This window comes from Bacillus sp. N1(2025), assembly GCF_053470005.1.
The window spans coordinates 307,007-331,515 of the sequence record NZ_JBLTJB010000003.1; the positions used below are offsets into that span (position 1 = coordinate 307,007).

28 protein-coding genes are annotated in these 24,509 nt (G+C 46.5%); 22 read left to right on the forward strand and 6 right to left on the reverse strand.

Annotation, left to right across the window (positions count from 1 at the left end):
- Window positions 1–107 precede the first annotated feature (107 nt).
- From ACNFN4_RS09340 to ACNFN4_RS09355, 4 genes are all read left to right on the forward strand, one after another.
- Window positions 108–1,409 (forward strand): homoserine dehydrogenase, encoded by a 1,302-nt coding sequence (locus tag ACNFN4_RS09340; protein WP_007613551.1) that lies wholly within the window; start codon window positions 108–110, stop codon window positions 1,407–1,409.
- On the forward strand, window positions 1,409–2,467 hold the full coding sequence (thrC, locus tag ACNFN4_RS09345; protein ID WP_014721762.1) for a threonine synthase: 1,059 nt from the start codon (window positions 1,409–1,411) through the stop codon (window positions 2,465–2,467). Before ACNFN4_RS09340 ends, thrC begins: the two co-directional genes overlap by 1 nt.
- A complete protein-coding gene (gene thrB, locus ACNFN4_RS09350) occupies window positions 2,464–3,393 on the forward strand; it encodes a homoserine kinase (RefSeq protein ID WP_014418794.1) in 930 nt (309 codons plus the stop codon). Before thrC ends, thrB begins: the two co-directional genes overlap by 4 nt.
- Window positions 3,394–3,496: 103 nt before the next feature.
- Entirely contained in the window at window positions 3,497–5,473 is a 1,977-nt protein-coding gene (locus ACNFN4_RS09355) for a S9 family peptidase (RefSeq protein ID WP_448200128.1), read from the forward strand.
- Window positions 5,474–5,513: 40 nt separating this feature from the next.
- Here the strand turns inward: ACNFN4_RS09355 and ACNFN4_RS09360 are convergent, their stop codons facing one another.
- The gene (locus tag ACNFN4_RS09360; RefSeq protein WP_169510385.1) at window positions 5,514–5,849 is read right to left on the reverse strand and encodes a NifU family protein; all 336 of its coding nucleotides are present in this window, start codon (window positions 5,847–5,849) and stop codon (window positions 5,514–5,516) included.
- Between the two features lie 79 nt (window positions 5,850–5,928).
- Here ACNFN4_RS09360 and ACNFN4_RS09365 point away from each other — a divergent pair, with 79 nt between their 5' ends.
- Complete coding sequence (locus ACNFN4_RS09365) at window positions 5,929–6,255, forward strand: YuzD family protein (protein ID WP_017419453.1); 327 nt, start codon at window positions 5,929–5,931, stop codon at window positions 6,253–6,255.
- A 37-nt stretch (window positions 6,256–6,292) separates the two neighbouring features.
- Here the strand turns inward: ACNFN4_RS09365 and ACNFN4_RS09370 are convergent, their stop codons facing one another.
- Window positions 6,293–7,360, reverse strand: coding sequence for an NAD(P)/FAD-dependent oxidoreductase (locus ACNFN4_RS09370; protein WP_101287756.1), 1,068 nt, complete (start codon window positions 7,358–7,360; stop codon window positions 6,293–6,295).
- 266 nt (window positions 7,361–7,626) lie between these two features.
- Here ACNFN4_RS09370 and ACNFN4_RS09375 point away from each other — a divergent pair, with 266 nt between their 5' ends.
- From ACNFN4_RS09375 to ACNFN4_RS09390, 4 genes are all read left to right on the forward strand, one after another.
- Window positions 7,627–7,863, forward strand: coding sequence for a YuzB family protein (locus ACNFN4_RS09375; RefSeq protein ID WP_007408721.1), 237 nt, complete (start codon window positions 7,627–7,629; stop codon window positions 7,861–7,863).
- 134 nt (window positions 7,864–7,997) lie between these two features.
- A complete protein-coding gene (locus ACNFN4_RS09380; RefSeq protein ID WP_159354541.1) occupies window positions 7,998–9,215 on the forward strand; it encodes a NupC/NupG family nucleoside CNT transporter in 1,218 nt (405 codons plus the stop codon).
- 123 nt (window positions 9,216–9,338) lie between these two features.
- Entirely contained in the window at window positions 9,339–10,193 is an 855-nt protein-coding gene (gene dapF, locus ACNFN4_RS09385) for a diaminopimelate epimerase (RefSeq protein WP_014418790.1), read from the forward strand.
- 76 nt (window positions 10,194–10,269) lie between these two features.
- Window positions 10,270–10,632 carry a HesB/IscA family protein gene (locus tag ACNFN4_RS09390; RefSeq protein WP_003151967.1) on the forward strand — a complete coding sequence of 121 codons (363 nt, stop codon included), beginning with the start codon at window positions 10,270–10,272 and terminating at the stop codon, window positions 10,630–10,632.
- 142 nt (window positions 10,633–10,774) lie between these two features.
- On the opposite strand, the gene ACNFN4_RS09395 is transcribed toward ACNFN4_RS09390, so the two are convergent.
- The gene (locus tag ACNFN4_RS09395) at window positions 10,775–11,536 is read right to left on the reverse strand and encodes an SDR family oxidoreductase (RefSeq protein ID WP_017419451.1); all 762 of its coding nucleotides are present in this window, start codon (window positions 11,534–11,536) and stop codon (window positions 10,775–10,777) included.
- Window positions 11,537–11,853: 317 nt separating this feature from the next.
- Here ACNFN4_RS09395 and ACNFN4_RS09400 point away from each other — a divergent pair, with 317 nt between their 5' ends.
- The 7 genes from ACNFN4_RS09400 to ACNFN4_RS09430 all read left to right on the forward strand — a co-directional run bounded on the left by ACNFN4_RS09400 (window position 11,854) and on the right by ACNFN4_RS09430 (window position 16,872).
- On the forward strand, window positions 11,854–12,441 hold the full coding sequence (locus ACNFN4_RS09400) for a GNAT family N-acetyltransferase (RefSeq protein ID WP_052018772.1): 588 nt from the start codon (window positions 11,854–11,856) through the stop codon (window positions 12,439–12,441).
- 258 nt (window positions 12,442–12,699) lie between these two features.
- Entirely contained in the window at window positions 12,700–13,272 is a 573-nt protein-coding gene (locus ACNFN4_RS09405; protein ID WP_021495383.1) for a hypothetical protein, read from the forward strand.
- 67 nt (window positions 13,273–13,339) lie between these two features.
- Window positions 13,340–13,675: an uberolysin/carnocyclin family circular bacteriocin gene (locus ACNFN4_RS09410; RefSeq protein WP_003151973.1), complete on the forward strand. Its 336-nt coding sequence runs from the start codon at window positions 13,340–13,342 to the stop codon at window positions 13,673–13,675.
- Window positions 13,676–13,757: 82 nt separating this feature from the next.
- Complete coding sequence (locus ACNFN4_RS09415) at window positions 13,758–15,413, forward strand: hypothetical protein (protein WP_014418787.1); 1,656 nt, start codon at window positions 13,758–13,760, stop codon at window positions 15,411–15,413.
- Window positions 15,406–16,110, forward strand: a complete 705-nt coding sequence (locus tag ACNFN4_RS09420) for an ABC transporter ATP-binding protein (protein ID WP_017419446.1) — start codon at window positions 15,406–15,408, stop codon at window positions 16,108–16,110. Before ACNFN4_RS09415 ends, ACNFN4_RS09420 begins: the two co-directional genes overlap by 8 nt.
- The gene (locus ACNFN4_RS09425) at window positions 16,107–16,634 is read left to right on the forward strand and encodes a stage II sporulation protein M (RefSeq protein ID WP_072176766.1); all 528 of its coding nucleotides are present in this window, start codon (window positions 16,107–16,109) and stop codon (window positions 16,632–16,634) included. Before ACNFN4_RS09420 ends, ACNFN4_RS09425 begins: the two co-directional genes overlap by 4 nt.
- 16 nt (window positions 16,635–16,650) lie before the next feature.
- Complete coding sequence (locus ACNFN4_RS09430) at window positions 16,651–16,872, forward strand: DUF5970 family protein (RefSeq protein WP_003151978.1); 222 nt, start codon at window positions 16,651–16,653, stop codon at window positions 16,870–16,872.
- Window positions 16,873–16,932: 60 nt separating this feature from the next.
- On the opposite strand, the gene guaC is transcribed toward ACNFN4_RS09430, so the two are convergent.
- Window positions 16,933–17,913, reverse strand: coding sequence for a GMP reductase (guaC, locus tag ACNFN4_RS09435; protein ID WP_448200129.1), 981 nt, complete (start codon window positions 17,911–17,913; stop codon window positions 16,933–16,935).
- Between the two features lie 217 nt (window positions 17,914–18,130).
- On the opposite strand from guaC, the gene ACNFN4_RS09440 reads away from it, so the two are divergent.
- The gene (locus ACNFN4_RS09440) at window positions 18,131–18,274 is read left to right on the forward strand and encodes a hypothetical protein (RefSeq protein ID WP_003151982.1); all 144 of its coding nucleotides are present in this window, start codon (window positions 18,131–18,133) and stop codon (window positions 18,272–18,274) included.
- A gap of 38 nt (window positions 18,275–18,312) precedes the next feature.
- Here the strand turns inward: ACNFN4_RS09440 and yumC are convergent, their stop codons facing one another.
- Complete coding sequence (gene yumC, locus ACNFN4_RS09445; protein ID WP_448200130.1) at window positions 18,313–19,308, reverse strand: ferredoxin--NADP reductase 2; 996 nt, start codon at window positions 19,306–19,308, stop codon at window positions 18,313–18,315.
- Window positions 19,309–19,619: 311 nt separating this feature from the next.
- Here yumC and ACNFN4_RS09450 point away from each other — a divergent pair, with 311 nt between their 5' ends.
- From ACNFN4_RS09450 to ACNFN4_RS09465, 4 genes are all read left to right on the forward strand, one after another.
- Window positions 19,620–20,840 carry an NAD(P)/FAD-dependent oxidoreductase gene (locus tag ACNFN4_RS09450; protein ID WP_007408709.1) on the forward strand — a complete coding sequence of 407 codons (1,221 nt, stop codon included), beginning with the start codon at window positions 19,620–19,622 and terminating at the stop codon, window positions 20,838–20,840.
- 174 nt (window positions 20,841–21,014) lie between these two features.
- On the forward strand, window positions 21,015–21,140 hold the full coding sequence (locus ACNFN4_RS09455; RefSeq protein ID WP_007408708.1) for a YuiA family protein: 126 nt from the start codon (window positions 21,015–21,017) through the stop codon (window positions 21,138–21,140).
- Between the two features lie 68 nt (window positions 21,141–21,208).
- On the forward strand, window positions 21,209–21,529 hold the full coding sequence (locus ACNFN4_RS09460) for a YuiB family protein (RefSeq protein WP_280144592.1): 321 nt from the start codon (window positions 21,209–21,211) through the stop codon (window positions 21,527–21,529).
- Between the two features lie 100 nt (window positions 21,530–21,629).
- Window positions 21,630–22,271 carry a 3D domain-containing protein gene (locus tag ACNFN4_RS09465; protein ID WP_280144591.1) on the forward strand — a complete coding sequence of 214 codons (642 nt, stop codon included), beginning with the start codon at window positions 21,630–21,632 and terminating at the stop codon, window positions 22,269–22,271.
- A gap of 29 nt (window positions 22,272–22,300) precedes the next feature.
- Here the strand turns inward: ACNFN4_RS09465 and ACNFN4_RS09470 are convergent, their stop codons facing one another.
- On the reverse strand, window positions 22,301–22,777 hold the full coding sequence (locus tag ACNFN4_RS09470; RefSeq protein WP_021495380.1) for a divergent PAP2 family protein: 477 nt from the start codon (window positions 22,775–22,777) through the stop codon (window positions 22,301–22,303).
- 147 nt (window positions 22,778–22,924) lie between these two features.
- Here ACNFN4_RS09470 and ACNFN4_RS09475 point away from each other — a divergent pair, with 147 nt between their 5' ends.
- Window positions 22,925–24,415 carry a leucyl aminopeptidase gene (locus ACNFN4_RS09475; protein ID WP_448200131.1) on the forward strand — a complete coding sequence of 497 codons (1,491 nt, stop codon included), beginning with the start codon at window positions 22,925–22,927 and terminating at the stop codon, window positions 24,413–24,415.
- The last annotated feature ends 94 nt before the right edge of the window (window positions 24,416–24,509 follow it).

Genomic DNA, 24,509 nt, shown 5'->3' on the forward strand with positions numbered 1-24,509 from the left:
TGTCAAAACAAATGCGGGCTTATATAATATTTGTAACTTAAATGTCTGTGAAGGGTTAACAATTGTCCTTTTCTAGTGGACAAAAGGAAGAAAGGTGGAGTTTCTCTTTGGAAGCGATTCGTATTGGACTGTTAGGACTGGGAACCGTGGGAAGCGGTGTCGTCAAAATTATACAAGATCATCAGGATAAGCTTATGCACCAGGTCGGCTGTCCGGTGACGATCAAAAAAGTGCTAGTTAAAGATATTGATAAAAAACGAGACGCAGACCTGCCGAAAGAAGTGCTGACGACAGAAGTCTATGATGTAATCGATGACCCTGAGGTCGACGTGATTATTGAAGTCATCGGCGGTGTCGAACAGACGAAGCAATATCTTCTTGATGCCTTGAAAGCGAAAAAACATGTTGTGACCGCAAATAAAGATCTGATCGCCGTATATGGCTCAGAGCTTTTAGCCGCCGCAAAGGAAAATGGCTGTGACTTGTATTATGAAGCGAGTGTCGCCGGCGGAATCCCGATTTTACGCACGCTCGAAGAAGGCCTTTCCTCTGACCGGATCACAAAAATGATGGGAATCGTCAACGGAACGACGAACTTCATCTTAACGAAAATGATTAAAGAAAAAAGCCCGTATGAGGAAGTGCTGAAAGAAGCGCAGGATCTCGGATTCGCGGAAGCGGACCCGACCGCCGATGTAGAAGGGCTCGATGCCGCGCGCAAGATGGCGATTTTAGCCCGTCTCGGCTTCTCTATGGACGTTGATCTGGACGATGTCAAAGTAAAAGGAATTTCCCGGATCACGGATGAAGACATCAGCTTCAGCAAACGGCTCGGCTATACGATGAAGCTGATCGGCATCGCCCAGCGTGATGACAATAAAATCGAAGTCAGCGTTCAGCCGACACTGCTGCCGGATCATCATCCGCTCTCTGCGGTGCATAACGAGTTCAATGCCGTTTACGTGTACGGAGAAGCCGTCGGCGAAACGATGTTTTACGGCCCCGGAGCCGGAAGCATGCCGACTGCGACATCGGTCGTTTCCGATCTGGTCGCGGTCATGAAAAACATGCGTCTCGGCGTAAACGGAAACAGCTTTGTCGCCCCGCAGTTTGAAAGAAATCTGAAGCAGCCGTCTGATATCTATGCCCAGCAGTTTTTAAGAATTCACGTCAAAGACCAGGTCGGCTCTTTTTCAAAAATCACATCGGCCTTCTCAGAGCGCGGCGTAAGCTTTGAAAAAATTCTGCAGCTGCCGATCAAAGGCCACGACGACCTCGCGGAAATCGTCATCGTCACGCATCACACATCGGAAGAAGATTTCAGCGACATTCTGCAAAACTTAAATGACCTCGAAGTCGTACAAGAAGTAAAAAGCACATATCGCGTAGAAGGGAACGGTTGGAGCTAATGTGGAAAGGACTCATCCATCAATATAAAGAATTTCTGCCGGTGACGGATCGGACGCCGGCCCTGACATTGCATGAAGGCAACACGCCGCTGATTCACCTGCCGAAGCTTTCTGAAAAGCTCGGAATTGAACTGCATGTGAAAACAGAGGGCGTTAATCCGACGGGGTCCTTTAAAGACCGCGGCATGGTCATGGCGGTCGCCAAAGCGAAAGAAGAAGGCAATGATACCATCATGTGCGCCTCTACAGGCAACACATCCGCGGCGGCTGCGGCATACGCGGCGAGAGCCGGCATGAAATGCATCGTCATCATCCCGGACGGAAAAATCGCCTTCGGAAAACTTGCGCAGGCCGTCATGTACGGTGCGGAAATCATTGCGATTGACGGAAACTTTGACGACGCGCTGGCCATCGTCCGGTCAATTTGCGAAAAATCACCGATTGCATTAGTGAATTCAGTAAACCCTTACCGGATTGAAGGGCAAAAAACAGCGGCCTTTGAAGTATGCGAACAGCTTGGCGGAGCGCCGGACATTCTGGCGATCCCGGTAGGAAACGCCGGGAATATCACGGCCTACTGGAAAGGGTTCAAAGAATACCATGAGAAAAACGGCACCGGACTTCCGAAGATGCGCGGTTTTGAGGCGGAAGGCTCTGCGGCTATCGTCCGCGGCGAAGTCATTAAAAATCCAGAGACCGTTGCGACGGCAATCCGAATCGGGAATCCCGCCAGCTGGGACAAAGCGGTGCTCGCTGCGGAAGAATCAGCCGGAAAAATTGATGAAGTCACAGATGAAGAAATTCTTCACGCTTATCAGCTGATTGCCCGTGAAGAAGGCGTGTTTGCCGAACCGGGCTCCTGTGCATCCATCGCCGGCGTTTTGAAACAGGTAAAATCCGGTGAAATTCCAAAAGGCAGCAAGGTTGTCGCAGTTTTGACCGGAAACGGCCTGAAAGATCCGAACACGGCTGTGGACGTTTCTGACATAAAACCGATTACGCTGCCGACAGATGAGGACAGTATTCTGGAATACTTAAATGGAGCGGCGCGTGTATGAATGAGGCGGAGATGCTGTTTTCCATTACGGTTCCGGGAAGCACCGCCAACTTAGGGCCCGGGTTTGATTCCGTCGGGATGGCGCTCAGCAGATATTTGAAGCTTTCGGTTTTCCGAAACGATGAATGGCAGTTCTCGGCGGAAACTGAAACTGTCGCGGGCATCCCTCAAGGAACGGACAACCTCATCTACCAAGTCGCCAAACGGACGGCTGACCGCTATCAGAAAGAGCTGCCGCCCGCCCATGTCAAAGTATGGAGTGACATCCCCCTTGCGCGGGGTCTCGGAAGCAGCGCGGCCGCTATCGTCGCTGCCATTGAGCTTGCGGATGAGTTATGCGGCCTGCAGCTTTCGGAAAGCGACAAGCTGCACTTAGCCAGTCTTGAAGAGGGACACCCTGATAATGCCGCTGCTTCCCTTGCAGGAGGGCTTGTGATCGGCCTTCACGAAGAAGATGAAACACATATCGTGCGTGTTGCCGAAGCGGATATCGACGTTGTGGCAGTGATTCCGTTTTACGAAGTTCTGACCAGGGACGCAAGAGACGTGCTCCCGAAAGAGCTGCCGTACCGGCACGCCGTTAAAGCAAGCGCCGTCAGCAACCTTCTCGTTGCTGCGATCATGTCAAATGACTGGGCGCTCGCCGGGAAAATGATGAGAAAAGACATGCTCCATCAGCCGTACCGCGCCATGCTTGTTCCTGAGCTTTCAAAGGTGGAACATGCGGCCGAAATGAAAGGCGCTTACGGAACGGCGCTGAGCGGAGCGGGACCGACGATTCTTGTTCTGATTGAAAAAGGAAAGGGAGAAGAGCTGAGAAAACAGCTTTCTGAGCATTTCCCGCACTGTGAGATTGCGGCGCTTACCGTCCCGTCAGAAGGAAGCGTAATTGAACGGAATCCTTTAGAGCAGGTGAAAAGTGTATAATGATAAAAAAGCGTTCTTCCCATCAGAGAAGGACGCTTTCTTTTTCTGGAGAAGGATTTTTATTTAGGGAAGCGAAATAAAAAAGAAAAGGAGGAGAAACGATTTGAAAAAAATCATAACCGAGGAGGACATTGCGACTCTCGTATCCGTGACAGACCCGCAATATGCCCCTGACGGCAGAAGAGCCGCTTACGTCCGGACAACAGTCAATCATAAGCGTGATTCCTATTCCTCAGCCATTATGGTATATGACACAGAATCCGGCATCTCAAACCCGTGGACTTTCGGGGACAATAGAAATACAAGTCCGCGGTGGTCGCCTGACGGACGGCGCCTCGCCTTTGTTTCTGACAGGGAGAACGGCATCCCTCAGCTGTACATCATCGACGCTGCCGGCGGAGAGGCGGAACAGGCGGCCGATATTCCTTGGGGCGTATCAGATCCGATATGGGCGCCCGACGGCAGATCCGTGCTTGTGTCCGTCAGTCTGACATCAGCGGAGCGCGCCGATGAGAAAGAAAAAAAGAAGCATGACGAGTATGAGCCGGTTGACATTCAGTCATTAACATATAAACGTGACGGGAAAGGCCTGCTGAACGGAAGCTGGGCCCAGCTTGTGCTGATTCATCTTGAAACGGGGGAGATTCAGCAGCTGACGGATCATGAAGCGGATCATTATGGCGCGGCCTTTTCACCGGATGGCAGGCAGCTTGCGTTTACCGCCAATTTATGCGAGCCGGGTGACGCCGGAAAGCCAAGCGATGTCTATCTGATGAATCTGGCGGACGGAAGCCTGAAGCAGATTACGCCGCACCGCGGTTCTTTCGGTTCCTGCGTGTTTTCATCGGACGGTTCTTATATCGCGATGCTGGGCCATGAAAATGAATTTCGCAATGCGACTTTAGAAAAAGCGTGGCTGTACGACGTGAAAACTGAGCGGCTCACCTGCCTGACCGACATGCTGGATGTTCATTTGAGCGATGCGCTGATTGCGGATTCAATCATAGGGGGAGTGACGCCCCGGCCGGTATGGACAAACGACGGGCAGGGATTTTACGTTCTCGGGAGCGAGCAGGGAAGCACCGGTATTTATTATATCTCGATTGACGGCCTCGTATATCCGATCCGATTAGAAGAAGAGTATGTGAACGGTTTTGCTTTTCATCCTGATCAGAAAAGCTGTATCGCTGTCATTGCCAAACCCGCACAGCCTTCCGAGCTTTACAGCATTTCGCTCGAAGATGGGGAAGAGAAGCAATTGACATCCGACAATGATCGGTTTATTGAGGAGCGCATCATATCCGTGCCGGAAAAGCTGCAATATGAAACAAAGGACGGGCTGACGGTAAACGGCTGGTTTTTAAAGCCCGCCGTTTTTGAAGAGGATCAAACTTATCCCCTCATTCTATACATACACGGCGGGCCTCACATGATGTACGGCCATACGTATTTTCACGAATTCCAAGTGCTGGCCGCACAAGGATATGCTGTCGTGTATGTCAACCCGAGAGGAAGCCACGGCTACGGGCAGGATTTTGTCAATCGTGTCAGGGGTGATTACGGAGGCGGAGATTACCGTGATGTCATGCAGGCGGTGGATGAAGCCGTTCAGGCGTATCCGTTTATTGACAGCGGCCGTCTCGGTGTGACGGGCGGAAGCTACGGAGGGTTTATGACGAATTGGATTGTCGGGCAGACAGGCCGTTTTAAAGCAGCCGTCACGCAGCGCTCCATTTCAAATTGGTTCAGCTTCCACGGTGTCAGCGATATCGGTTTCTTTTTTACCGACTGGCAGCTCGGACATGATTTGTTTGAGGAAGCGGATAAGCTTTGGGATCGTTCTCCTGTAAAATATGCGTCCCGCGTTTCGACGCCGCTTTTGATTCTGCACGGTGAGCGAGATGACCGCTGTCCGATAGAGCAGGCCGAGCAGCTCTTTACCGCGTTGAAGAAACTGAACAAAACGACGTCGTTCATCCGATTTCCGAAAGCCACGCATGAGCTGTCGAGAAGCGGCCATCCGGAACAGCGGATGAAACGCATCCGTTATATTTGTTCATGGTTTGATGACTATTTGTAAAAAATAAAAAACCAGGCTGTCATGCAGCCTGGTTTTATGATTAAAATACTTGTTCTACTTCAACGACACCCGGTACTTCTTCAAGAAGGGCGCGTTCGATTCCGGCTTTCAGCGTAATCGTTGAACTTGGGCAGCTGCCGCATGCGCCAAGGAGGCGAAGCTTTACAATGCCTTCGTCTACATCAACAAGCTCACAGTCACCGCCGTCACGAAGCAGAAACGGACGTAATTTATCCAATACTTCCTGTACTTGCTCTTTCATTTCAACCTCAGTCATGAGATTCGCTCCTTTCATATACATAAAACCATTATATTCACAGTAACGGTAAAAATCTAATGTTTGGTTTGCAAAGCTGCTTTCTCCATTATAGCATATTTAAACTTGAACATAAAAACCGTTTTTTATACAAAAGCTGCCCCGTCCTTTGTATACTGGTGTAAAGGGGATGATATACATGACAAAGCCGGTTACGCTCAGTGTTTACGGCGCTGAAACGCTTTGCGCAAGCTGCGTGAATATGCCGAGCGCCAAAGATACGTTTGAGTGGCTGGAGGCGGCGCTGAAACGGAAATACCCGGAGCAGCCTTTTAACATGCGGTATATTGATATTGACGCACCGCCTCAGCAAAAGGAGACAGAAGAGCTTGCGGAGCGCATCAGAAACGATGAATTTTTCTATCCGCTCGTGCTGGTGGAGGATGTCATTGTGGGGGAAGGGAATCCGCATTTAAAAGATATATATGAAGAAATGGAAAAGCGCGGCTATGTGGCGGGCTCTTAAAAATGGCCGCTGATCGCAATCAGCGGCTTTTTTCTTATCAGCCGTTATGATGCTTGTACATCCATAAAAGGCCTGATTTTAATAAACGGGGCACACGCCCAATGAGCGGACGGTCGTTGACAAGACCGAAGCCCGCTTTTTTTCCGAGTGAACCGAGAACGCCTTTCAGCTTAAATTGCGGCATTGTTTCCGGCAGCTCTTCATTGTTCCAGCGTTTCAGGAGGATCTGCACAATTTGTTCCGCTTGTGCTTCAGCCAGCTGGGCGCTCGGCGCATGCGGCAGGCTCGCGCAATCACCCACGACGTAAACATGCTCATCGCCCGGAAGATTGTGGTGCGGTGTTAAAACGATGCGGCCCTGCGGATCTTTTTCAGCGTCCATTTCTCTGACGGCTTTATTCGGCTGAATTCCCGCCGTCCACACGATGGCATCGGCCGGTATTCCTTCATCATGATTATAAACGATCCCGTCTTCCACTTTTGTAATATTCGCATTATTGATAATGGCGACGCCGTGTTCTTCAAACCATTTCTGAACGTACTTGCTGAGTCTTTTCGGAAAGCTTGATAAAATCAAGTCGCCCCGGTCAAATAACATAATCTTCAGATCGTCACGGCTCTCTCTTAATTCACTGGCAAGCTCCACGCCGCTTAATCCCGCTCCGACGATAGCGACAGATGCATTGGCGCCGAGGTTGTTCAGCTTTTGATAGGCTTCGCGTGACTGATCAATGGTCTGAATGCTGTAAGTATGTTCCGGCGCGCCGGGCACGTTATGATACTTATCCTCGCAGCCCAGTCCGATCACCGCGTCATCGTAAGAAATCGGTTCGCGGTCATGAAACAGAACCTGTTTGTTTTTCGTGTCGACGGAAGCCACCTCACCGTATTGAACATCCAGATTCGGATGCTCAGGAAAAGACACCCTGATATGATGATCAGAAATCGTGCCGGCGGCGAGCGCATAATATTCTGTTTTTAAGCAGTGATACGGGTTTCTGTCAATCAGCGTGATGGATATATCTGACGGAAGCTGGTTCGGCAGTAAGCGGTGCAGCACCCGCATGTTTCCGTAACCCCCGCCGATCAAGACCAATTTTTTCATAATGATTCCCCTTTTGCCCGAAAAATATGGTAGTCAATGTTGTTACAAAATAACGAACTATGTAAAATAACATCTAGAATTATATCGAATTTGACCTAAAACCACAATAATAGTTTTAAAATAACCTACAAATCGACCACAAAACACGTAATAGTAAAACCTTTAACCTGAATTGATATGTTACGATAACATTGAGTGTGAAACCGGATCTTTGACGAATAGAGGAAATTCCGTTAGGATAAGGTACATATGTGAGGTGAAACCGCATGAATCCGATGATTGAATTCTGTGTCAGCAATTTAGCGCGCGGTTCCCAGGAAGCACTTGAGATCTTAGAGAAGGATCCGAACTTGGACGTGCTTGAATACGGCTGTTTAAGCTATTGCGGAAAATGCATGGAGTCCCTGTTTGCCCTGGTTAACGGCGAAGTGGTCACGGGAGGCACGCCTGCTGAACTGGTTGACAACATATATACATTCATAGAAGAAAATCCGATGTTTTAATCAGAGGCTCCGAACGGGGTCTCTTTTTTATTGCGCCCCGGGTTTTGGCAAAATAAAAAATTTGTAGACAGCAAAAATAAATATTGTTATCTTAATAAAGACTTTTTTTAAATAAAATTTTAGAGGTGGATTCATTGAATATCGTTTGGGGGCTGCTCGGGGCAGTTGCTATATTAGCCATTGCTTTTTTGTTATCAGAGAAGAAAAGCAAAATTAACCTGCGAACCGTTATTGTCGGTTTATGTTTACAAATGGCCTTCGGATTCATCGTATTAAAGTGGGACGCCGGCCGGGCCGTATTTTTATGGTTCTCAAGCCGTGTGCAGCTTCTCATTGATTATGCGAACGAAGGCATCAGCTTTATTTTTGGCCCGCTGTTAAAAGTGGGCAGCAGCCCGGCTTTTGCGCTGAGCGTTCTGCCGGTCATTATCTTTTTCTCAGCGCTGATTGCCGTTTTGTATCACTTGAAAATCATGCAGCTCATCTTTCGCGTCATCGGAGGCGGACTGTCAAAACTTCTTGGGACAAGCAGAACGGAATCGCTTGCGGCGGCTGCGAATATTTTTGTCGGACAGTCTGAATCACCGCTTGCCATTAAACCGCTGATTGCGGGATTGACCCGTTCCGAGCTGTTTACGATTATGACGAGCGGCCTTTCGGCTGTAGCGGGTTCGACGCTTTTCGGTTACGCCCTGTTAGGCATTCCGATCGAATACCTGCTGGCGGCCAGCTTTATGGCGGCTCCCGCCGGTCTCGTGTTCGGAAAAATGTTAATACCTGAAACGGAAAAAACGCAGACGATAAAAGGCGATTTTAATATGGACGAAGAAGGCGAAGGCGCCGCTAATGTGATTGATGCAGCGGCAAAAGGCGCGTCAACGGGCCTTCAGATTGCTCTAAATGTCGGCGCCATGCTGCTTGCGTTTGTCGCGCTCATCGCCGTAGTGAACGGAATTCTCGGCGGAATCGGCGGCTGGTTCGGTTTCAAACATATTACATTAGAATCCATTCTCGGTTACGTGTTTTCACCGATCGCATTTGTAATCGGCGTTCCTTGGCATGAAGCGCTCGGAGCGGGAAGCTATATCGGGCAGAAACTTGTGCTGAATGAGTTTGTCGCTTATTCAAACTTCGGTCCGCATATTGCGGACTTTTCTAAAAAAACGTCTACGATTATCAGCTTTGCGCTGTGCGGATTTGCCAATTTCTCTTCGATTGCGATTATGCTCGGCACACTGGGCGGTTTGGCCCCAAGCCGCCGTTCGGACATTGCGCGCCTCGGATTAAGAGCGGTTATTGCGGGAACACTCGCAAACCTTCTCAGCGCGGCGATTGCCGGCATGTTTATGTAGTAAACGATAAAAGCTCCCTGCATATGCAGGGAGCTTTTATGTATGAAAAACGGGGGATATTTGTATTGTGTCCGAGCAGAAGAGCTTTTATACTAAGTAAAAGAAAAAAAGTTGGAGGCCGATATGAATTCATTCCGTTTTACCAAGATGCACGGTCTTGGAAACAGTTATATATATGTAAATCAATTTGAAGAACAGCTGCCGGAAGAACGGCTGGCTGAGATTGCCGTTAAAGTGTCCAGCATTCACACGGGCATCGGCTCTGACGGAATGATCCTCATCTGTCCGTCTGAAAAAGCGCCCGTCAAAATGCGGATTTTTAATAATGACGGCTCAGAAGGGAAAAATTGCGGCAACGGCCTTCGCTGTGTGGCAAAGTACGCATACGAACATAAGCTGACAGAAGAAACGTCCTTTTTCATTGAGACGCTTTCAGGTCTTGTGAAAGCAGACATTACGGAAGACAACGGGATTGTGCGTGAAGTCGCCGTCGATATGGGCGAACCGCGCCTCACCAAAAAAGAGCTGCCGATGCTCGGCAATGAAGATGAGCGGACGATCGATGAAACCTTTGTTTTTGGAGAAACGGAGCTTTCCGGAACAGCCGTATCAATGGGAAACCCCCATATTGTTTTTCCGGTTGCGGATATCAATCAAGCGCCTCTTACAACGCTCGGCCCCGTCATTGAAAAAGACCCGAGATTTCCGGAAGGCGTCAATGTCGAATTTGTGGAAACCGTCAGCGCCGATGAACTTCATTTCCGCGTATGGGAACGCGGCTCCGGCATTACGCAGGCTTGCGGAACAGGCGCCTGTGCGGCGGCTGTCGCATCCGTATTGAACGGTGTTTCCGAACGAAACCGGGATATCACCGTTCATTTAGCGGGAGGCGACCTTGTGATTAATTGGCAGGACAATGGGCACGTGCTGATGACGGGACCCGCCGAAACCGTATGCAGCGGCGTCTTTTATTTGTAAACAGCTCGTTTGAGAAATACTCTCCTCAAGGTTTATAATAGATATCAGCATTGTTTTTAAAAAAGGAGGTCTATCTATGAGTGTTCCAGTAACCATCACTGAAGCAGCGGCTTTGCATATAAAAGATATGATGAAAGAGCATGAAGAAGAAAACGCGTTCCTTCGTGTGGGCGTAAAAGGCGGCGGCTGCAGCGGCCTGTCTTACGGAATGGGATTTGAGCATGAAAAAGGCGAAAAAGACAGCATGTTTGAACAGCACGGAATCACCGTCTTGGTCGACAGCGAAAGCCTCGATATTATGACCGGCACGATCATTGACTTCAAACAGTCCATGATGGGCGGCGGTTTCACCATTGACAACCCGAACGCCATCGCTTCCTGCGGCTGCGGTTCATCTTTCCGCACGGCCAAAAACGCCGGTACGCCGGAAGAGTGCTAAGGGTCAACCCGCCATTCTTAGGATGAAAAAATAAGACGTCTTTCTTTTCGATGGCGCTTGCACCATTGTTAAGAAAGGCGTTTATCTGTTTAATAAAAATAAAACCCGCTCAACAGAAGCGGGTTTTGCTTTTTTAAAGATGTTATTCAATTGTATGTTTCATTGCATTGTACATATTTGCCGTATGTTCATCGGCTTTATCCCGTGACATGCGCAGCCGTTCCGCTGAAGAACCATATCCGATCTCTAGTTTGCCCTCTTTCAGTCCTTTAAAAATCCCATCAGCGAATTCATCCAGCGGTTCTCCTTGAGTATGCAGCCCTGCTCCGCCTAAATCTGTATTCACCGCCGGAGGCGCAACTTCAATCACTTCTACAGATGAATCAGAAAGCTGATGTCTCAGACTCATTGTAAATGAATGAAGCGCTGCTTTCGTTGCTGAATAGATCGGTGCAATAGCAAGCGGTGTAAAAGCCAATCCCGAAGAGACGTTAATGACAGCCGCATCTTTTTTTTCGGCAAAAAACGGAGCGAACAGCATAGACAGGTGGAAGGGAGCTTCAATGTTCGTAGTGATTTCTTTATTGAAATAGTCCCAATTGTCCTTCGCATCCGCTTTCAGCACATGAAAACGTTGTTGAATCCCCGCGTTGTTTACTAACACATTCACTTCCGGATAATTTTCTTTCACCCAATCAAACAGTGATATACGTTCAGATGGAATGCTCAAATCACTGACATATGTAATAAGATCCGGGAATGTTTCCTTTGCTTTTTGAAGAGCGTGCTCACGCCGTCCGGTCACGATGACTTTATTTCCCGCTTTTAAAAACCGTTCTGCGAAAGCCAATCCTATTCCGGCATTTCCGCCTGTAATCAGTATTGTATTTCCCGTCAGTTTCATATTAACTCCTCTTTTCCGATTGTTTCATACTTCTTAGATAACATTTCAGCTTTGATCCAATCAATATATTCATCCCGCAAATAGGCATGAAATAAGACAGCAGTGATTCTGTAAAATTGATTTTTAGATCATCGGGAAACCCGCCAAAACTATTCTTTCCTCGTCACAATATGATGATACGGCTTAAAGCACGGTTTAAGTCAACAAAAGAACCTTGTGATTCCGTTTCGGTTACTCACATCAGACATAGGTCACGAAAGGAAAGGTGAATGTAAAGTCTTGGAATTTTATTGATGCAATAAAGCGTACCGTATCACATGGGTGAGAGGCAATTAAAAAACCAAAACAAAAGGACGGCGATACATGTGCAGGAAGGAAACAGCGTTGATATCAGGCCGCTCAGCCTGAATGATGCAGAGCAGGAACTGGTTTTGCAGACGGAAAACCGCATGTTTTTTGAACGGTTTGCCATGTCGAGACAAGAGGATTTTTATACGCTGGAAGGCCGGAAAAAACGAATTGAACAATCACTGAAGAATGCGGAAAATGACACAGAATACAGCTTCGGCATTTTTCTTCAGGATCAGACCCTGATTGGCACGATCAGCCTTTTTCAGGTGGTTCGGGGTTCCCTCCAAAGCGCTTTTATCGGTTATTTTTTAGATGGCAAACATAACGGGAAAGGCTATGCGACGAAGGCTGTCAAGCTGGCAGTCGATTATGCATTCAATGAGCTGAAACTGCATCGGATAGAAGCCGGAGTCATGCCGCACAATAAGGCGTCAATCCGGGTGCTCGAAAAAGCTGGCTTTCATAAAGAAGGCATTGCGAGAAAAAATGTAAAAATAAATGGAAAATGGGAAGATCATCAGGTGCTGGCGATCATACATCCGGAGGATACATGACGATATCCTCCTTTTTTATATCCTTCGTCTCTTTCGACAGGTTCTTCCTAAAACTTCAAATCAATTGTTTGAATCATACTATTTGCAAATTCAAAAAAAAATAAAGGGTATATAGAACTGAAAACTCTGAAAGATGTGCTCATTGTCAACACGTTCTAAAGTCATATTTTTCGAAAGGATATTGATTTTTTGATAGGATTAAACTAAATTGTAAAAGTATAGAATAGTTAATTTATTTTGTAAGAAAAGGATGATAATATGATAGGTCAATTGAGCAATAAAAAAATATTTTTAAGTTCTTTTTTCATCATTTTGATCTGTTCATTACTCTTCCAATTCAGTATTTCAGATAAAGTTCTGCAGTCGTATTATTCTTCCGTCGGAGAAAGTACCTACGATATCGGGGAGAAAAGTGTTCGTACGATTGTCATGTTTCTGCAAGGATTTATGATCTTCACAACTTTTGTGGAAATTCTGATAGGCGGATTTCTGTTATTCGTTGCCGCTTTTATTCTCGGCACAAAGAAACCGAAAAAAAATTATTTGCTTCTATATACGCTGACTTCTTTAATCTCGGCATTTAAAATGTTGATTCTTTCAGTTGTTAACTACTTAACGGCTGATTCCTCGCTTATATATTCTGCCGGCGGCACCAGCTTGAGTCTGCAGCTGCTGGACCCATTTCTGCTCATATCAATCGCGGCTCTTTATGCTGCCGCAGGAAAACTGACCGATCTCAGTAAAGGCAAGAGAATCATTTTGACTGGATGTTTTGTTTTACTAAAACTCTTTACTATTTTTTTAAACTATTTTATGGCGGATAAAATTTAGCTCGGGAGAGAGTCAATTAAGCTGAATTTTATTATAAATTAAAAAAACAGAGTAGGGAGATGTTATGATGAACTTAGTAAAATCTAATAAAAAGTCTTTCATTTTGTTTGGCGCGGCTCTTGCTGCAGCAACATTGGTTTATGCACTATTATTAACGGGAACTGAATTAAACGTGGCGGCGGCTCATGCATTCTCAGCCAATGCTGAATTAGCTTCTACTCTCGGCATCTCTACAGCAGCAGCTAAAAAAGCAATTGATATTATTGATGCGGCATCAACAATTGCTTCTATCATTTCTCTTATCGGTATCGTTACAGGCGCAGGCGCGATTTCTTATGCAATCGTTGCAACAGCAAAAACAATGATTAAGAAATACGGCAAAAAATACGCAGCTGCTTGGTAAAATCGATCAATAAATAATTGCTCTTTTTGTACAAGCTGCAAAAAGAGCCTCTCTCCCAAATACATATGTAAGGATTGAAAGTATGATAGTCAAACAAATTGCGGCTCTTATCAAATATAATACCCTGTCATCGTTTCGAAAAAGAAAGGAAGATTGGGGCATTCCTCAACTCAACAGCAAACTGCTGTCTGCCATTATTATTTCTCTGTTATGTTTATATCTCGTTTTCCTGGGATGCGGTGTTGTATTCGGGACAAAACTGATTCAGCTGCCCCTCAGCGCATGGGGGCAATTTGTTTTAATCGCCGTTTCACTTGAGCAGCTTTTTTGGGCTGCCGGCTTCTTTAAAGAACATCACAATGCCTTTCTGCTGGATACGCGCAAGGTTATTCATCAATTAAAAAAGGTTCGTTTTTTACAGCTGTTTTCTGTTTTTGCCGGCCAGGCGATCAAAAAAACCATTTTCGTATGGTATCTTTTTGTTTTTCCGGTCTTTTTGTTTTTATCAAGCGCAGGCATGACCGGGTCTGCGGCGATCATCGTATTTTTCTTGGGCTTCGTTTATTTTCTTCTCAATTTATTTTTATCTATGCTGTTTTCTTATGTTGTTTATCTTCTTACAAATATGTGGAGCAAATTGTTTTACTTGAAAATCATGAAAGGCATTTTATTCAGCGTCAGCCTGCTGGTTCCGCTTGCAGTCGGGTATGCCGTTTATCTTCTCGTGTTTGGGGAGTATACCGCAAAGGATATTTCTAGCTTTACGGAGTCACCGGCTTTCCGGAACATCCTCATGAATACGCCGTATGTATGGTTAGCATTCCGCTCACATTCCGTGCTCGTTTTCGCTGCGGTGTTTGCGGCCGGCGTCCTTTTAACGGCGGGAATGTTTAAACTGTGGTCGGCCACCCTGAAGAAAATGGACCTTATTCCTTATATGTTTTTGACAAACGCAGATTTTGCGCCAAAGCTGAAATTATATAGAAATAACAAAATATTTCATGCCGTTTTTCAAAAGGACCTCCTGTTCTTATCGAGAATTGACGGGTTTTTTATCAGGAATTTCGGCAGTATGCTGTATTTGTTCATGCTGTTTTTAGGTTTTTGTATTCCGCTTTTATCGCATCACTTTATCGGGTATTCGGCAGCCGCCATCGTGTCTGCGGCGGTTATCATTGCGAACTTTTCGTATCAGCTCGTCGGAGATGCGCTCAAAACAGTATTATCAGTGGACGGGGAAATAAAAAATCAGCATTTGTTTCACCGGAATATCAAACATGCGTGGCAGCTGGTGTTTCCGAAAGTATGTATTTATAATCTCGCCGCTCTTATCTATTCGTTCATCATCACCATTTTGATTACGGTGTTTTTTCCGTCTTCTGCGGCGCTGACGATCTACTTGTTTATTGTGTTTTTATGTTCGGGTTTTTTATACAGTCTTGTCCAGATTTCAAGCACCGCCCTGTATCCTAAGAAAAACTGGGAGCATCTGTACGAAATTGGAGAAGCGGGGAAAGCAAAGACGTATAACAACTTATACAGTTCTTTCATTTTCATTGTGTCGCTTCAAATCGCTGCGATCACATCGTATTTTATCTATAAAAAGCCGGAACTTGAAACGATGCTTATTCATTCTGCATCAGGTATTTTTGTCCTGTTCACACTATTAAACTATGGAGTCATGTTTCTGTTTCTTCGCAGAATCAATATGGCGGAAAGGTTTGCGAACAATGATTAAATTAGTGAATATACAAAAAAACTATAGTGAAAAACAGGTGTTGAAAGATATTTCGTTTGAGGTGAAAAAAGGCTCAATTTATGCTTTGCTGGGGACTAATGGAGTCGGGAAAACAACGACTTTGAAAATCATTTCGGGCCTGCTTAAACCGACTTCAGGCCGCGTCATGATTGACGGCAAGGAACTGGATTCAGAAGAGGGGGGGCAACTATCGGCTGATATCGGTTTTGTGCCCGACCATGCTTTTTTATATGATTACTTAACGGGAGTCGAATACTTGCGTTTTACAGCGGAGATGTTTCAAGTGCCGTCTCAGCGGACAAATGATTATATAAAGAATATGTTAGAGACGCTGAAGCTTGCTCAAGACGGAAATCAGCTGATTAAAACATATTCACACGGAATGAAACAAAAATTATCAATTGCGGCCGCGCTCATTCATCAGCCAAAGATATTAATTCTTGACGAGCCGCTGACGGGCATTGATTTAATCAGCGGTAAAACGATACGGACGTTATTAAAGGAGTACGTCAAGCAGGGAAATACGGTCCTGTTATCGACTCACCTGCTGGAGCTGGCACATTCGCTGTGCGATACGATCGGTATTATACATGAGGGCGTTTTTGCGGCGGAGTATCAGTCATCCGAGCATTCATTAGAAGAGATTGAAGAATTGGCTGAGAGTATCTATACATGATGAACCGCATGTTGCCGGCAATCAGGACGTCTGTCATTCCGTTAACCGCGTCATTGCTGTTTTTTTCAGGCGGTGTGATCGCTGCGTTTTTTTCCGATCACTTTGTTTCATCAGCGTCTTACAACGGCTCGTCAGGCGCGGTTGAACTGCTGAAAAACAATGCAATCGCTTGTCTGTTTTTAGCCGCGGGTTTTTTTACCTTTGGATTGACCTCAATCTTTTATTTATTCACCAACGGGTTTATTTTAAGCGGCTCTATTATAGAAAATGTGCATAGCGGGGTTCCTTTTTATCAGATTTTTTTACTGCTAATTCCTCATGGTATATTTGAAGTTCCCGCGTTATTATTAAGTGGCGCCATTGGTTTTAAGGGCGTTGAATTGGTCATCAGGCTGTGTTTTTCTAAGGAAAAAAAGATAATGGCTTCAATGTTCAGGCATATTGGAATATTGGTGCTCATAATTATTTGTCTGCTGATCGCCGCTGCCATTATTGAAGCTTACATCACACCAATTTTTAAGTAAAAGGGGCAGAAATCATATGAGAAGTAAATTATCATTAATCGGTGTGCCGATTGTTATGATTATCGGTTATATCATTTCTTTATCCTTTGAGTGGCTGTTTCCTGTTCTTACTTTTGGGGTGGCAGGACTATATCTCTTTATATTTGCTCCGGTGCAAAATAAATTCATTCGTTACATCTTTTTGTTTATTTTTGTGATTAATCTGTTAGCCAGTGCGGCTCTTTATTTCGGTATTTAATAAAAAAATGACATTCATATTGAATGTCATTTTTTTATCTTCGAGCGGCTCTGCTGCGTGTTAAAATCTGTCGCCGTTGAAAATAGAGTTTTTTACGACCACGTAGTCGACATTGCGGATGGCTTCGAGTGTATTGCCGCCGGCGTAAGAGATGGAAGATTGCAGATCCTGCTCCATTTCAACCAGCGTGTCCTGTAAAGACCCTTTATGTTCGACATGCATTTTTTTGCCTTCGACGTTTTTCTTTTCGCCTTTTTGAAATTCGGAAGCGGAGCCGAAATATTCTTTGTACAGCTTTCCATCGATTTCGATCGTTTGTCCCGGTGATTCTTCGTGGCCGGCGAATAATGATCCGATCATGACCATGGATGCGCCGAATCGGATGGATTTCGCGATATCGCCGTGCGTGCGGATGCCGCCGTCAGCAATGATCGGTTTGCTCGCCGCTTTTGCGCACCAGCGAAGCGCGGCTAATTGCCACCCGCCGGTTCCGAAGCCGGTTTTAATTTTGGTGATGCAGACTTTCCCGGGGCCGATTCCCACTTTTGTCGCGTCAGCGCCCGCGCGTTCCAGCTCCCTTACAGCTTCAGGCGTCCCGACATTCCCTGCGATGACAAAGCTTTCCGGGACATGTTCTTTAATAAATTGAATCATGCTGATCACGGCATTGGAATGGCCGTGCGCGATATCAATGGTAATATAATCCGGCACCAGCTCCTGTTCTTTCAGCTCCCGGATGAATTCATAGTCATTTTCCTTCACGCCGACACTGATGGAAGAAATCAGTCCGCGCGCTTTCATATCCCGGACAAAAGTCAGGCGTTTTTCCGGCTCGAAGCGGTGCATGATATAAAAATACCCGTTTTCCGCGAGCCAGGCCGCGATGTTTTCATCTATAATCGTCTGCATGTTGGCCGGTACGACCGGAAGTTTAAACGTGTGTCCGCCCAACGTAACTGATGTATCACATTCAGATCGGCTTTCAACAATGCATTTTGCAGGAATCAGCTGAATATCTTCGTAATCAAATACATTTTCCATATATAACACCCCTAAAAGCGAATAATAGAATTAAATAAAATTAAAATGTTCGTCTTTTTATAATGTACTTTGTTTTGTCAGGAATGTCAAATGATTTCATGCCGCCTCATCTGCGGTCAGCTTGTCATCCATTTGCAGTTTGGTTATCATAGTAGTATTGGGTGTTGTAAGACATTTGTTACGATAGATAGATTTGCAGAAGAAGGGAGGGGCCGGTGTGGAACAAAAACAGCCCGGGCACAGCCCGAAAGCCCAGAAAATTCAGGACCGGATTATTTTAGGCACGATTTGGGTCGTGTCGGCGCTTGTCATTGCGCTTGTTGTCGGAACCGTCATGAATTATATTTGGATGTTTAAATAAAAAAGAGTCTGTGCCGGTATGACACAGACTCTTTTTTATTATTTTTCAAACATGCTTGTAGAATGCAGAGGCTGGACGCGCGCTTTCGGGTCCATGTAAGCCTTCGCGTTGTTCACGGCTGTCGGAGCTTCGCCGAAACCGCTGGCGATCAGCTTGACCTTGCCTTCATATGTGCAGATATCTCCGGCGGCAAAGAAGCCTTCGATATTCGTTTCCATTGTGCTTTTGATGACGATGGAATTTTTCTCGATTTCAAGGCCCCAGTTTTTAATCGGGCCGAGAGAAGAAACAAAGCCGTAGTTTACGATCAGGTCATCAATTTCAATGATTTCTTTACGGTCGCCTTTCACTTCTTCGAGAACGAGCTGTTCGATCCGGTCTTCACCGACAAGTTCAGCGGGAACAAACGGTGTCAGCACGTTGACTTTAGAATTATGCAGGTTTTCGACACTGTGCTCATGCGCGCGGAATTTATCACGGCGGTGGATGATGCTGACTTCTTTCGCGATCGGCTCAAGCATGAGCGCCCAGTCCACCGCGGAATCGCCGCCGCCCAGAACGGCAACGCGTCTGCCTGCGAATTGATTGAGGTCGTCAATGAAGTAATGCAGGTTTTTGCCCTCATATTGTTCCGCTGATTCCAGCTCAAGCTTTCTCGGCTTAAATGCGCCGTTTCCCGCGGTGATAATAACCGTTTTTGAATAATGCGTTTCTGAATTCGTGACAAGCTTAAACACACCGTCCGCCTGTTTTTCAACAGATTCAACGGCCTGCTCTAAGCAGATGGTCTGATCGAACTTTGCCATTTGCTCTTTTAAGTTGTTCACAAGTTCTTGGGCGCGGATTTTCGGGAATCCGGCTACATCATAAATATATTTTTCAGGGTACAGCGCGCTGAGCTGGCCGCCAAGCTGAGGCAGGCTCTCGATGATTTTGACGCTCGCCTGTCTCATTCCCCCGTAAAAAGCGGTAAACAGGCCGACCGGGCCGCCGCCGATGACCGTAATATCATAAACCTTTGAATCCTCTTGCATACCAAATTGCCTCCTAATTGAAAATTGTTATTAATTATAACATACAATTTAAAAGGATGACGAGTGCCGAAAACCGCTCGGCCGCTTCATTCTTGAAAAAAATTGCGGCCGCCGCTAATATGGGGACAAATTCCAATCTGTTTTTTCCTGAATGTTTTCTGATTCTTCCGGATAGTATGGTGATATGCAGACATGTGCGGTTTTCTAAAAAATTTTATATTTCATTTCATAAAATCCCGCCAATAAGCTGAAGCTAATACAAATGTTGATTTGATTATGCGTCTAACAGCAAAAAAAAGAAGGTGGATGTGATGGCATTGAATAAACCCAAAATCGTGGTTTTAGGTGCAGGTTATGGTGGATTAATGACAGTAACAAGGCTTCCGAAGCATATCGGGGCAAATGACGCTGACATTACTTTGGTCAATAAACACAATTATCATTATGAAACGACATGGATGCATGAAGCGAGCGCAGGAACGCTGCATCATGACCGCTGCAGATATCAAATAAAAGATGTAATCAATGAATCACGGGTCAAATTTGTGCAGGATACCGTAAAAGCGATAGATGTGCAAAATAAAAAGGTGACGCTTTCACAAGGGGACATCCCTTATGATTATCTTGTCATCGGGCTTGGCGCCGTCCCTGAAACATTCGGGATTAAAGGCTTAAAAGAATTCGCTTTTCCGATCGCGAATATTAATACGTCGCGCCAGCTGAAAGACCATATTGAGCTCCAATTTGCGACATACAATACGGAGGCTGAAAAACGCCCTGACCGCTTAACCATCGTTGTCGGCGGAGCGGGCTTTACGGGAATTGAATTTCTCGGTGAACTTGCGAACCGCAAGCCGGAGTTATGCAGATATTATGATATAGATGAAAGTCTCGTCCGGATCGTCTGTGTCGAGGCCGCCCCGACGGTTTTGCCGGGATTTGATCCGGAGCTTGTCGATTACGCCGTTCAATACCTTGAGAGCAAAGGCGTTGAATTTAAAATCGGCACCGCGGTTCAAGAATGCCGCGCAGACGGTGTCACAGTCGGCAAGAAAGATGAAGAGCCGGAAGAAATCAAATCGCAGACTGTTGTCTGGGCCGCGGGCGTGCGCGGACATCCGATCGTGGAGGAAGCGGGTTTTGAAAATATGCGCGGCCGTGTCAAGGTCAACCCTGATCTTCGGGCGCCGGGACATGATGACGTTTTTATTCTCGGCGACAGCTCGCTCTTTATCAATGAAGAGACGGAACGGCCGTACCCGCCGACTGCTCAGATCGCGATGCAGCAAGGAGAAACGGTCGCCAAAAATCTGGGCGGTTTGATTAAAGGAGGCCAGCTTGAAGAGTTCAAGCCTGACATTAAAGGAACCGTCGCCTCCCTCGGTGAGCATAACGCTGTCGGAGTCGTATACGGCAGGAAGCTCAAAGGCATGCCGGCGTCCTTTATGAAAAAGGTCATTGACAACCGCTCGCTCTTTATGATCGGCGGTCTGGGCCTGACGCTGAAAAAAGGGAAGTTTAAATTCTTCTGAAAACCCGCGCCCGCGGGTTTTCTCTTTTTTTTAGAAAAGAGCGCTATAAAAAGCATGTAAGAGAAAAAAATGAATGTTTCCGCTTACATGAGTTGATTTGTTACATATTCTGACTTGGTGCTTGACAAGTAAATATGGTATATTATCAGAAAATTAGGAAAAAGGGTGATCCGCATGAAAACGACAGCAAAAAGCACGGCGGCGTGTCCGTTCTGCTCAGGTAAAGGGTATTTTCAATTGCTTCTTGGCGGCTCCGAAACATGTCCCTCCTGCCAGGGAAGCGGCAAAGAGAGACGCTGATTTTTCCAGACGTTGACTTTTTTACCGCCCCCGAGGTACACTGAAAGTGCTGTAGGGGGTGGATGTTTGTGATTAGTTTGCCGGTTGTCCTGATCTCAATCGTACTATTTTTTATACTGTTTTTCGGCATAGGCTTTCTGTTGAACATGCTGCTTAGAATGTCGTGGATTATGGCTGTTGTCTATCCGATTGTATGCCTTTTCATTATCAGCAATAAAAAGATGATCAGTTACGTGCAGGCGCCGGGGGAATCCTTTCAAAGCCTGTTTCAGCGCATCATGTCATTAGCGGTTGCGGATGTCGTGATTTTGGCGGGCGGACTGGCGGGAGCCATCATGTCAGGCATTGCCATAAAGGCGCTCAGAAAAAGAGGATATCAAATGTTTTAAGACGCTTTCTTATTCGAGAAAGCTTTTTTTGTGTCGCGGCGCTTTTTGTATAGCACCTCACCGAGTTGGGAACAATGACTCGGAGGAGAGTGATTTCAGATTGACGATAATCAGACGCGTATTCATGATCGTGCTCTTTTTGGGCGCATGCCATGCGACATACTTTTCCATAACCGGTGTTGAAGCAAAGGATCTGACTAATTGGATGACAGAACATCGCGGCGCCGTTTTGAAAAACATCGGCACTCCGTTTCAATCCTTACAGAATCAGCCGGATCAGAAGGCATCAGGCAGGGTAAAACCGCTGGAAGAAGCTTTTGACTGGGAACGCTATCCGTCACAAAAGGTGACGGCCACCGGTTATACCGCCGGAGCGGAATCTACCGGAAAATCTCCCGGGCATCCGCAGTACGGAATTACATATTCAGGCGTGAAGGTCAAACGAGATTTATATTCAACTGTTGCGGCCGATCCGTCTGTTTTCCCGATCGGGACGATTCTGTTTATACCGAATTACGGTTACGGGGTTGTCGCCGATACCGGCTCAAAAATTAAAGGCAGCCGCCTTGACCTCTACTTTGACACCGTCAAGGACGTCTATAACAATTGGGGCAAAAAAACACTTGAGGTCTACATTATTAAAAAAGGGAACGGCACAGTGACCGAGGACGAACTTGTAAAGCTGAACGAAACCAAGTCGCTGCAAGTGTTCAGAAATCAATACAAAACGGTAAAAGAATAAAAACGCTTCAGCGTCCGCTGAAGCGTTTTTTACATAAAGAAATAATCTAAAATCAATGTCAGCACAATACCGGTGACGCCGCCGAAGAACACTTCAATCGGCTGATGGCCGAGCAGTTCTTTCAGTTTCTTCTGTTTTTCCTTCTCTTCCGCTTTCTGAAAGTCCTTCGCTTCGCTGACAAACCGATTAAAGTCGATGACCAGTTTATTAATGACCGTCGCCTGTTCACCCGCATGCCGCCTGACACCTGTAGCGTCGAACATCGTAATGACGGCGAAAATCGCGGCGACTGCAAACAGGGGCGAGTCCAGTCCCTGTTCCAAAGCGACTCCGGTTGACAGCGCGGTGACGGCGGCGGAATGGGAGCTCGGCATGCCACCTGTGCTCGTCACAAGAGACCAGTCAAGTTTTTTGGATACGATAAATTGAATAGGCACTTTTACAACTTGGGCAAAAATAATGGCGGCAAAACTCGCCAGTAAAGGAAAATTCATAAGTACATCCATATGCGACATCCTTTCTGTATCTGCTGATTCCGATCGCATCGAAAAACTGCAGAAAACGCCCTTAGTTTGGTAAAATAAAATCAATGAAAAATGTTTTTTCATTATACCACTTTACATAACAAATACCCACATAAGGAGTGTGTACTCATGTTTTATGCATCTGATCAACTGCGGCATCCCGAAACACTGGTCATCGGTCTTTTTCAAAAAAGCACGCTGAACAGATTTACGAAGGAATTGGATGATAAATTGGACGGTCATCTGACCCAGCTGTTAAAGGATGGTGATGTGTCCGCCAAACGCAATCGTGTATCAAAAGTATACCCTCCGGCTGCGACCGGTATGAAACGTATTTATTTTATCGGCCTGGGAAGAGAAGCGGATTATTCGTTTGAAGATACGAAAGAATGCTTTGCACGAGTATTTCAGCAGGTTCATCAAGATAAAAAACAGGAAGTATCCGTGTTGCTCGATACATTCGTCTCCGGTGAAGTGCCTGCCGCCGATGCCGCTCATGCGCTTTCAGAAAGCTGTCTGCTTGCGGTTTACGAAGTGCAGGATTATAAACATAAATCGAATGAGCCGGATCAGGAACTGAAATCAGTCTGCGCCGTGACCGAAGAAGACCTGAGGGAAGTGCAGGCCGGCCTGAACGTCGGCGCGGCATACGGCCAAGGGACGAATTCAGCCCGCACGCTTGTGAATATGCCGGGTAATATGCTGACGGCCACTGATTTGGCGTCATATGCCGCCGAGCTTGCGGCGAAATACGATTTCGAGTGTGAAATTTTAGAAAAAGATGAAATGGAAGAGCTCGGCATGGGCGGGCTGCTTGCCGTTAACAAGGGCTCATCCGAACCGCCGAAAATGATCGTTCTGAAGTATCAGGGCAAAGATCAGTGGGAAGACGTCATCGGCCTGGTCGGTAAAGGAATTACCTTTGATACGGGCGGATATTCAATTAAGCCGAAAACCGGCATCGTCGGCATGAAAAGCGATATGGGAGGAGCCGCTTCGGTATTGGGCGCGATGGAGATTATCGGCGAACTGCGGCCTGAACAAAACGTGCTCGCCGTCATACCGTCTACGGACAACATGATTTCGTCCGATGCGATGAAGCCGGATGATGTCATCGTTTCGCTCAGCGGAAAAACCATTGAGATCCTGAACACCGATGCGGAAGGGCGTCTCGTGCTTGCCGACGGCATCACATACGCCAAGCAGCACGGAGCCTCTGTACTCGTAGACGTCGCAACGTTAACGGGCGGTGTCATTGTCGCCTTAGGGAACGAAATGACGGGCGCTATGACTAATCACGCCGCGTTTTATGAACAGGTGGCGGAATCGGCGAAAGAATCCGGCGAGCCGATCTGGCAGCTTCCGATTACAGAAAAGGATAAAAAACGGGTGAGAAACAGTCAGATGGCTGATTTGAACAATTCTCCGGGAAGAGAAGGCCACGCGATTATGGCGGGGGCATTCATTGGTGAATTCGCGGAAAACACGCCGTGGGTTCATCTCGATATTGCGGGAACCGCAACGGCGAATAAAGCGACATGCTTCGGCCCTGCCGGCGCAACAGGCGTCATGGCAAGGACGTTGGCTGTTTTGACTGAGCGCTTTACGCCCGAAAGATAACAGCAGCCCGCTGCCTTGATGCAGCGGGTTTTTTGATTTCCAAAATCTTTAGTTGACTAAAGCGCAGAATATATGGTAACTTTAATTATCTACT

What these genes read in the sequence shown, in the direction of transcription:
- ACNFN4_RS09415 (WP_014418787.1), top strand. Translation starts at nt 13,758, where the DNA reads ATGATAGTCAAACAAATTGCGGCTCTTATCAAATATAATACCCTGTCA.
- ACNFN4_RS09410 (WP_003151973.1), top strand. Translation starts at nt 13,340, where the DNA reads ATGAACTTAGTAAAATCTAATAAAAAGTCTTTCATTTTGTTTGGCGCG.
- ACNFN4_RS09475 (WP_448200131.1), top strand. Translation starts at nt 22,925, where the DNA reads ATGTTTTATGCATCTGATCAACTGCGGCATCCCGAAACACTGGTCATC.
- guaC (WP_448200129.1), bottom strand. Translation starts at nt 17,913, where the DNA reads ATGGAAAATGTATTTGATTACGAAGATATTCAGCTGATTCCTGCAAAA.
- ACNFN4_RS09425 (WP_072176766.1), top strand. Translation starts at nt 16,107, where the DNA reads ATGATGAACCGCATGTTGCCGGCAATCAGGACGTCTGTCATTCCGTTA.
- ACNFN4_RS09365 (WP_017419453.1), top strand. Translation starts at nt 5,929, where the DNA reads ATGACAAAGCCGGTTACGCTCAGTGTTTACGGCGCTGAAACGCTTTGC.
- ACNFN4_RS09420 (WP_017419446.1), top strand. Translation starts at nt 15,406, where the DNA reads ATGATTAAATTAGTGAATATACAAAAAAACTATAGTGAAAAACAGGTG.
- thrC (WP_014721762.1), top strand. Translation starts at nt 1,409, where the DNA reads ATGTGGAAAGGACTCATCCATCAATATAAAGAATTTCTGCCGGTGACG.
- dapF (WP_014418790.1), top strand. Translation starts at nt 9,339, where the DNA reads ATGAATTCATTCCGTTTTACCAAGATGCACGGTCTTGGAAACAGTTAT.
- ACNFN4_RS09390 (WP_003151967.1), top strand. Translation starts at nt 10,270, where the DNA reads ATGAGTGTTCCAGTAACCATCACTGAAGCAGCGGCTTTGCATATAAAA.
- ACNFN4_RS09375 (WP_007408721.1), top strand. Translation starts at nt 7,627, where the DNA reads ATGAATCCGATGATTGAATTCTGTGTCAGCAATTTAGCGCGCGGTTCC.
- ACNFN4_RS09405 (WP_021495383.1), top strand. Translation starts at nt 12,700, where the DNA reads ATGATAGGTCAATTGAGCAATAAAAAAATATTTTTAAGTTCTTTTTTC.
- ACNFN4_RS09470 (WP_021495380.1), bottom strand. Translation starts at nt 22,777, where the DNA reads ATGGATGTACTTATGAATTTTCCTTTACTGGCGAGTTTTGCCGCCATT.
- ACNFN4_RS09370 (WP_101287756.1), bottom strand. Translation starts at nt 7,360, where the DNA reads ATGAAAAAATTGGTCTTGATCGGCGGGGGTTACGGAAACATGCGGGTG.
- ACNFN4_RS09400 (WP_052018772.1), top strand. Translation starts at nt 11,854, where the DNA reads ATGGGTGAGAGGCAATTAAAAAACCAAAACAAAAGGACGGCGATACAT.
- yumC (WP_448200130.1), bottom strand. Translation starts at nt 19,308, where the DNA reads ATGCAAGAGGATTCAAAGGTTTATGATATTACGGTCATCGGCGGCGGC.
- ACNFN4_RS09395 (WP_017419451.1), bottom strand. Translation starts at nt 11,536, where the DNA reads ATGAAACTGACGGGAAATACAATACTGATTACAGGCGGAAATGCCGGA.
- ACNFN4_RS09450 (WP_007408709.1), top strand. Translation starts at nt 19,620, where the DNA reads ATGGCATTGAATAAACCCAAAATCGTGGTTTTAGGTGCAGGTTATGGT.
- ACNFN4_RS09455 (WP_007408708.1), top strand. Translation starts at nt 21,015, where the DNA reads ATGAAAACGACAGCAAAAAGCACGGCGGCGTGTCCGTTCTGCTCAGGT.
- thrB (WP_014418794.1), top strand. Translation starts at nt 2,464, where the DNA reads ATGAATGAGGCGGAGATGCTGTTTTCCATTACGGTTCCGGGAAGCACC.
- ACNFN4_RS09430 (WP_003151978.1), top strand. Translation starts at nt 16,651, where the DNA reads ATGAGAAGTAAATTATCATTAATCGGTGTGCCGATTGTTATGATTATC.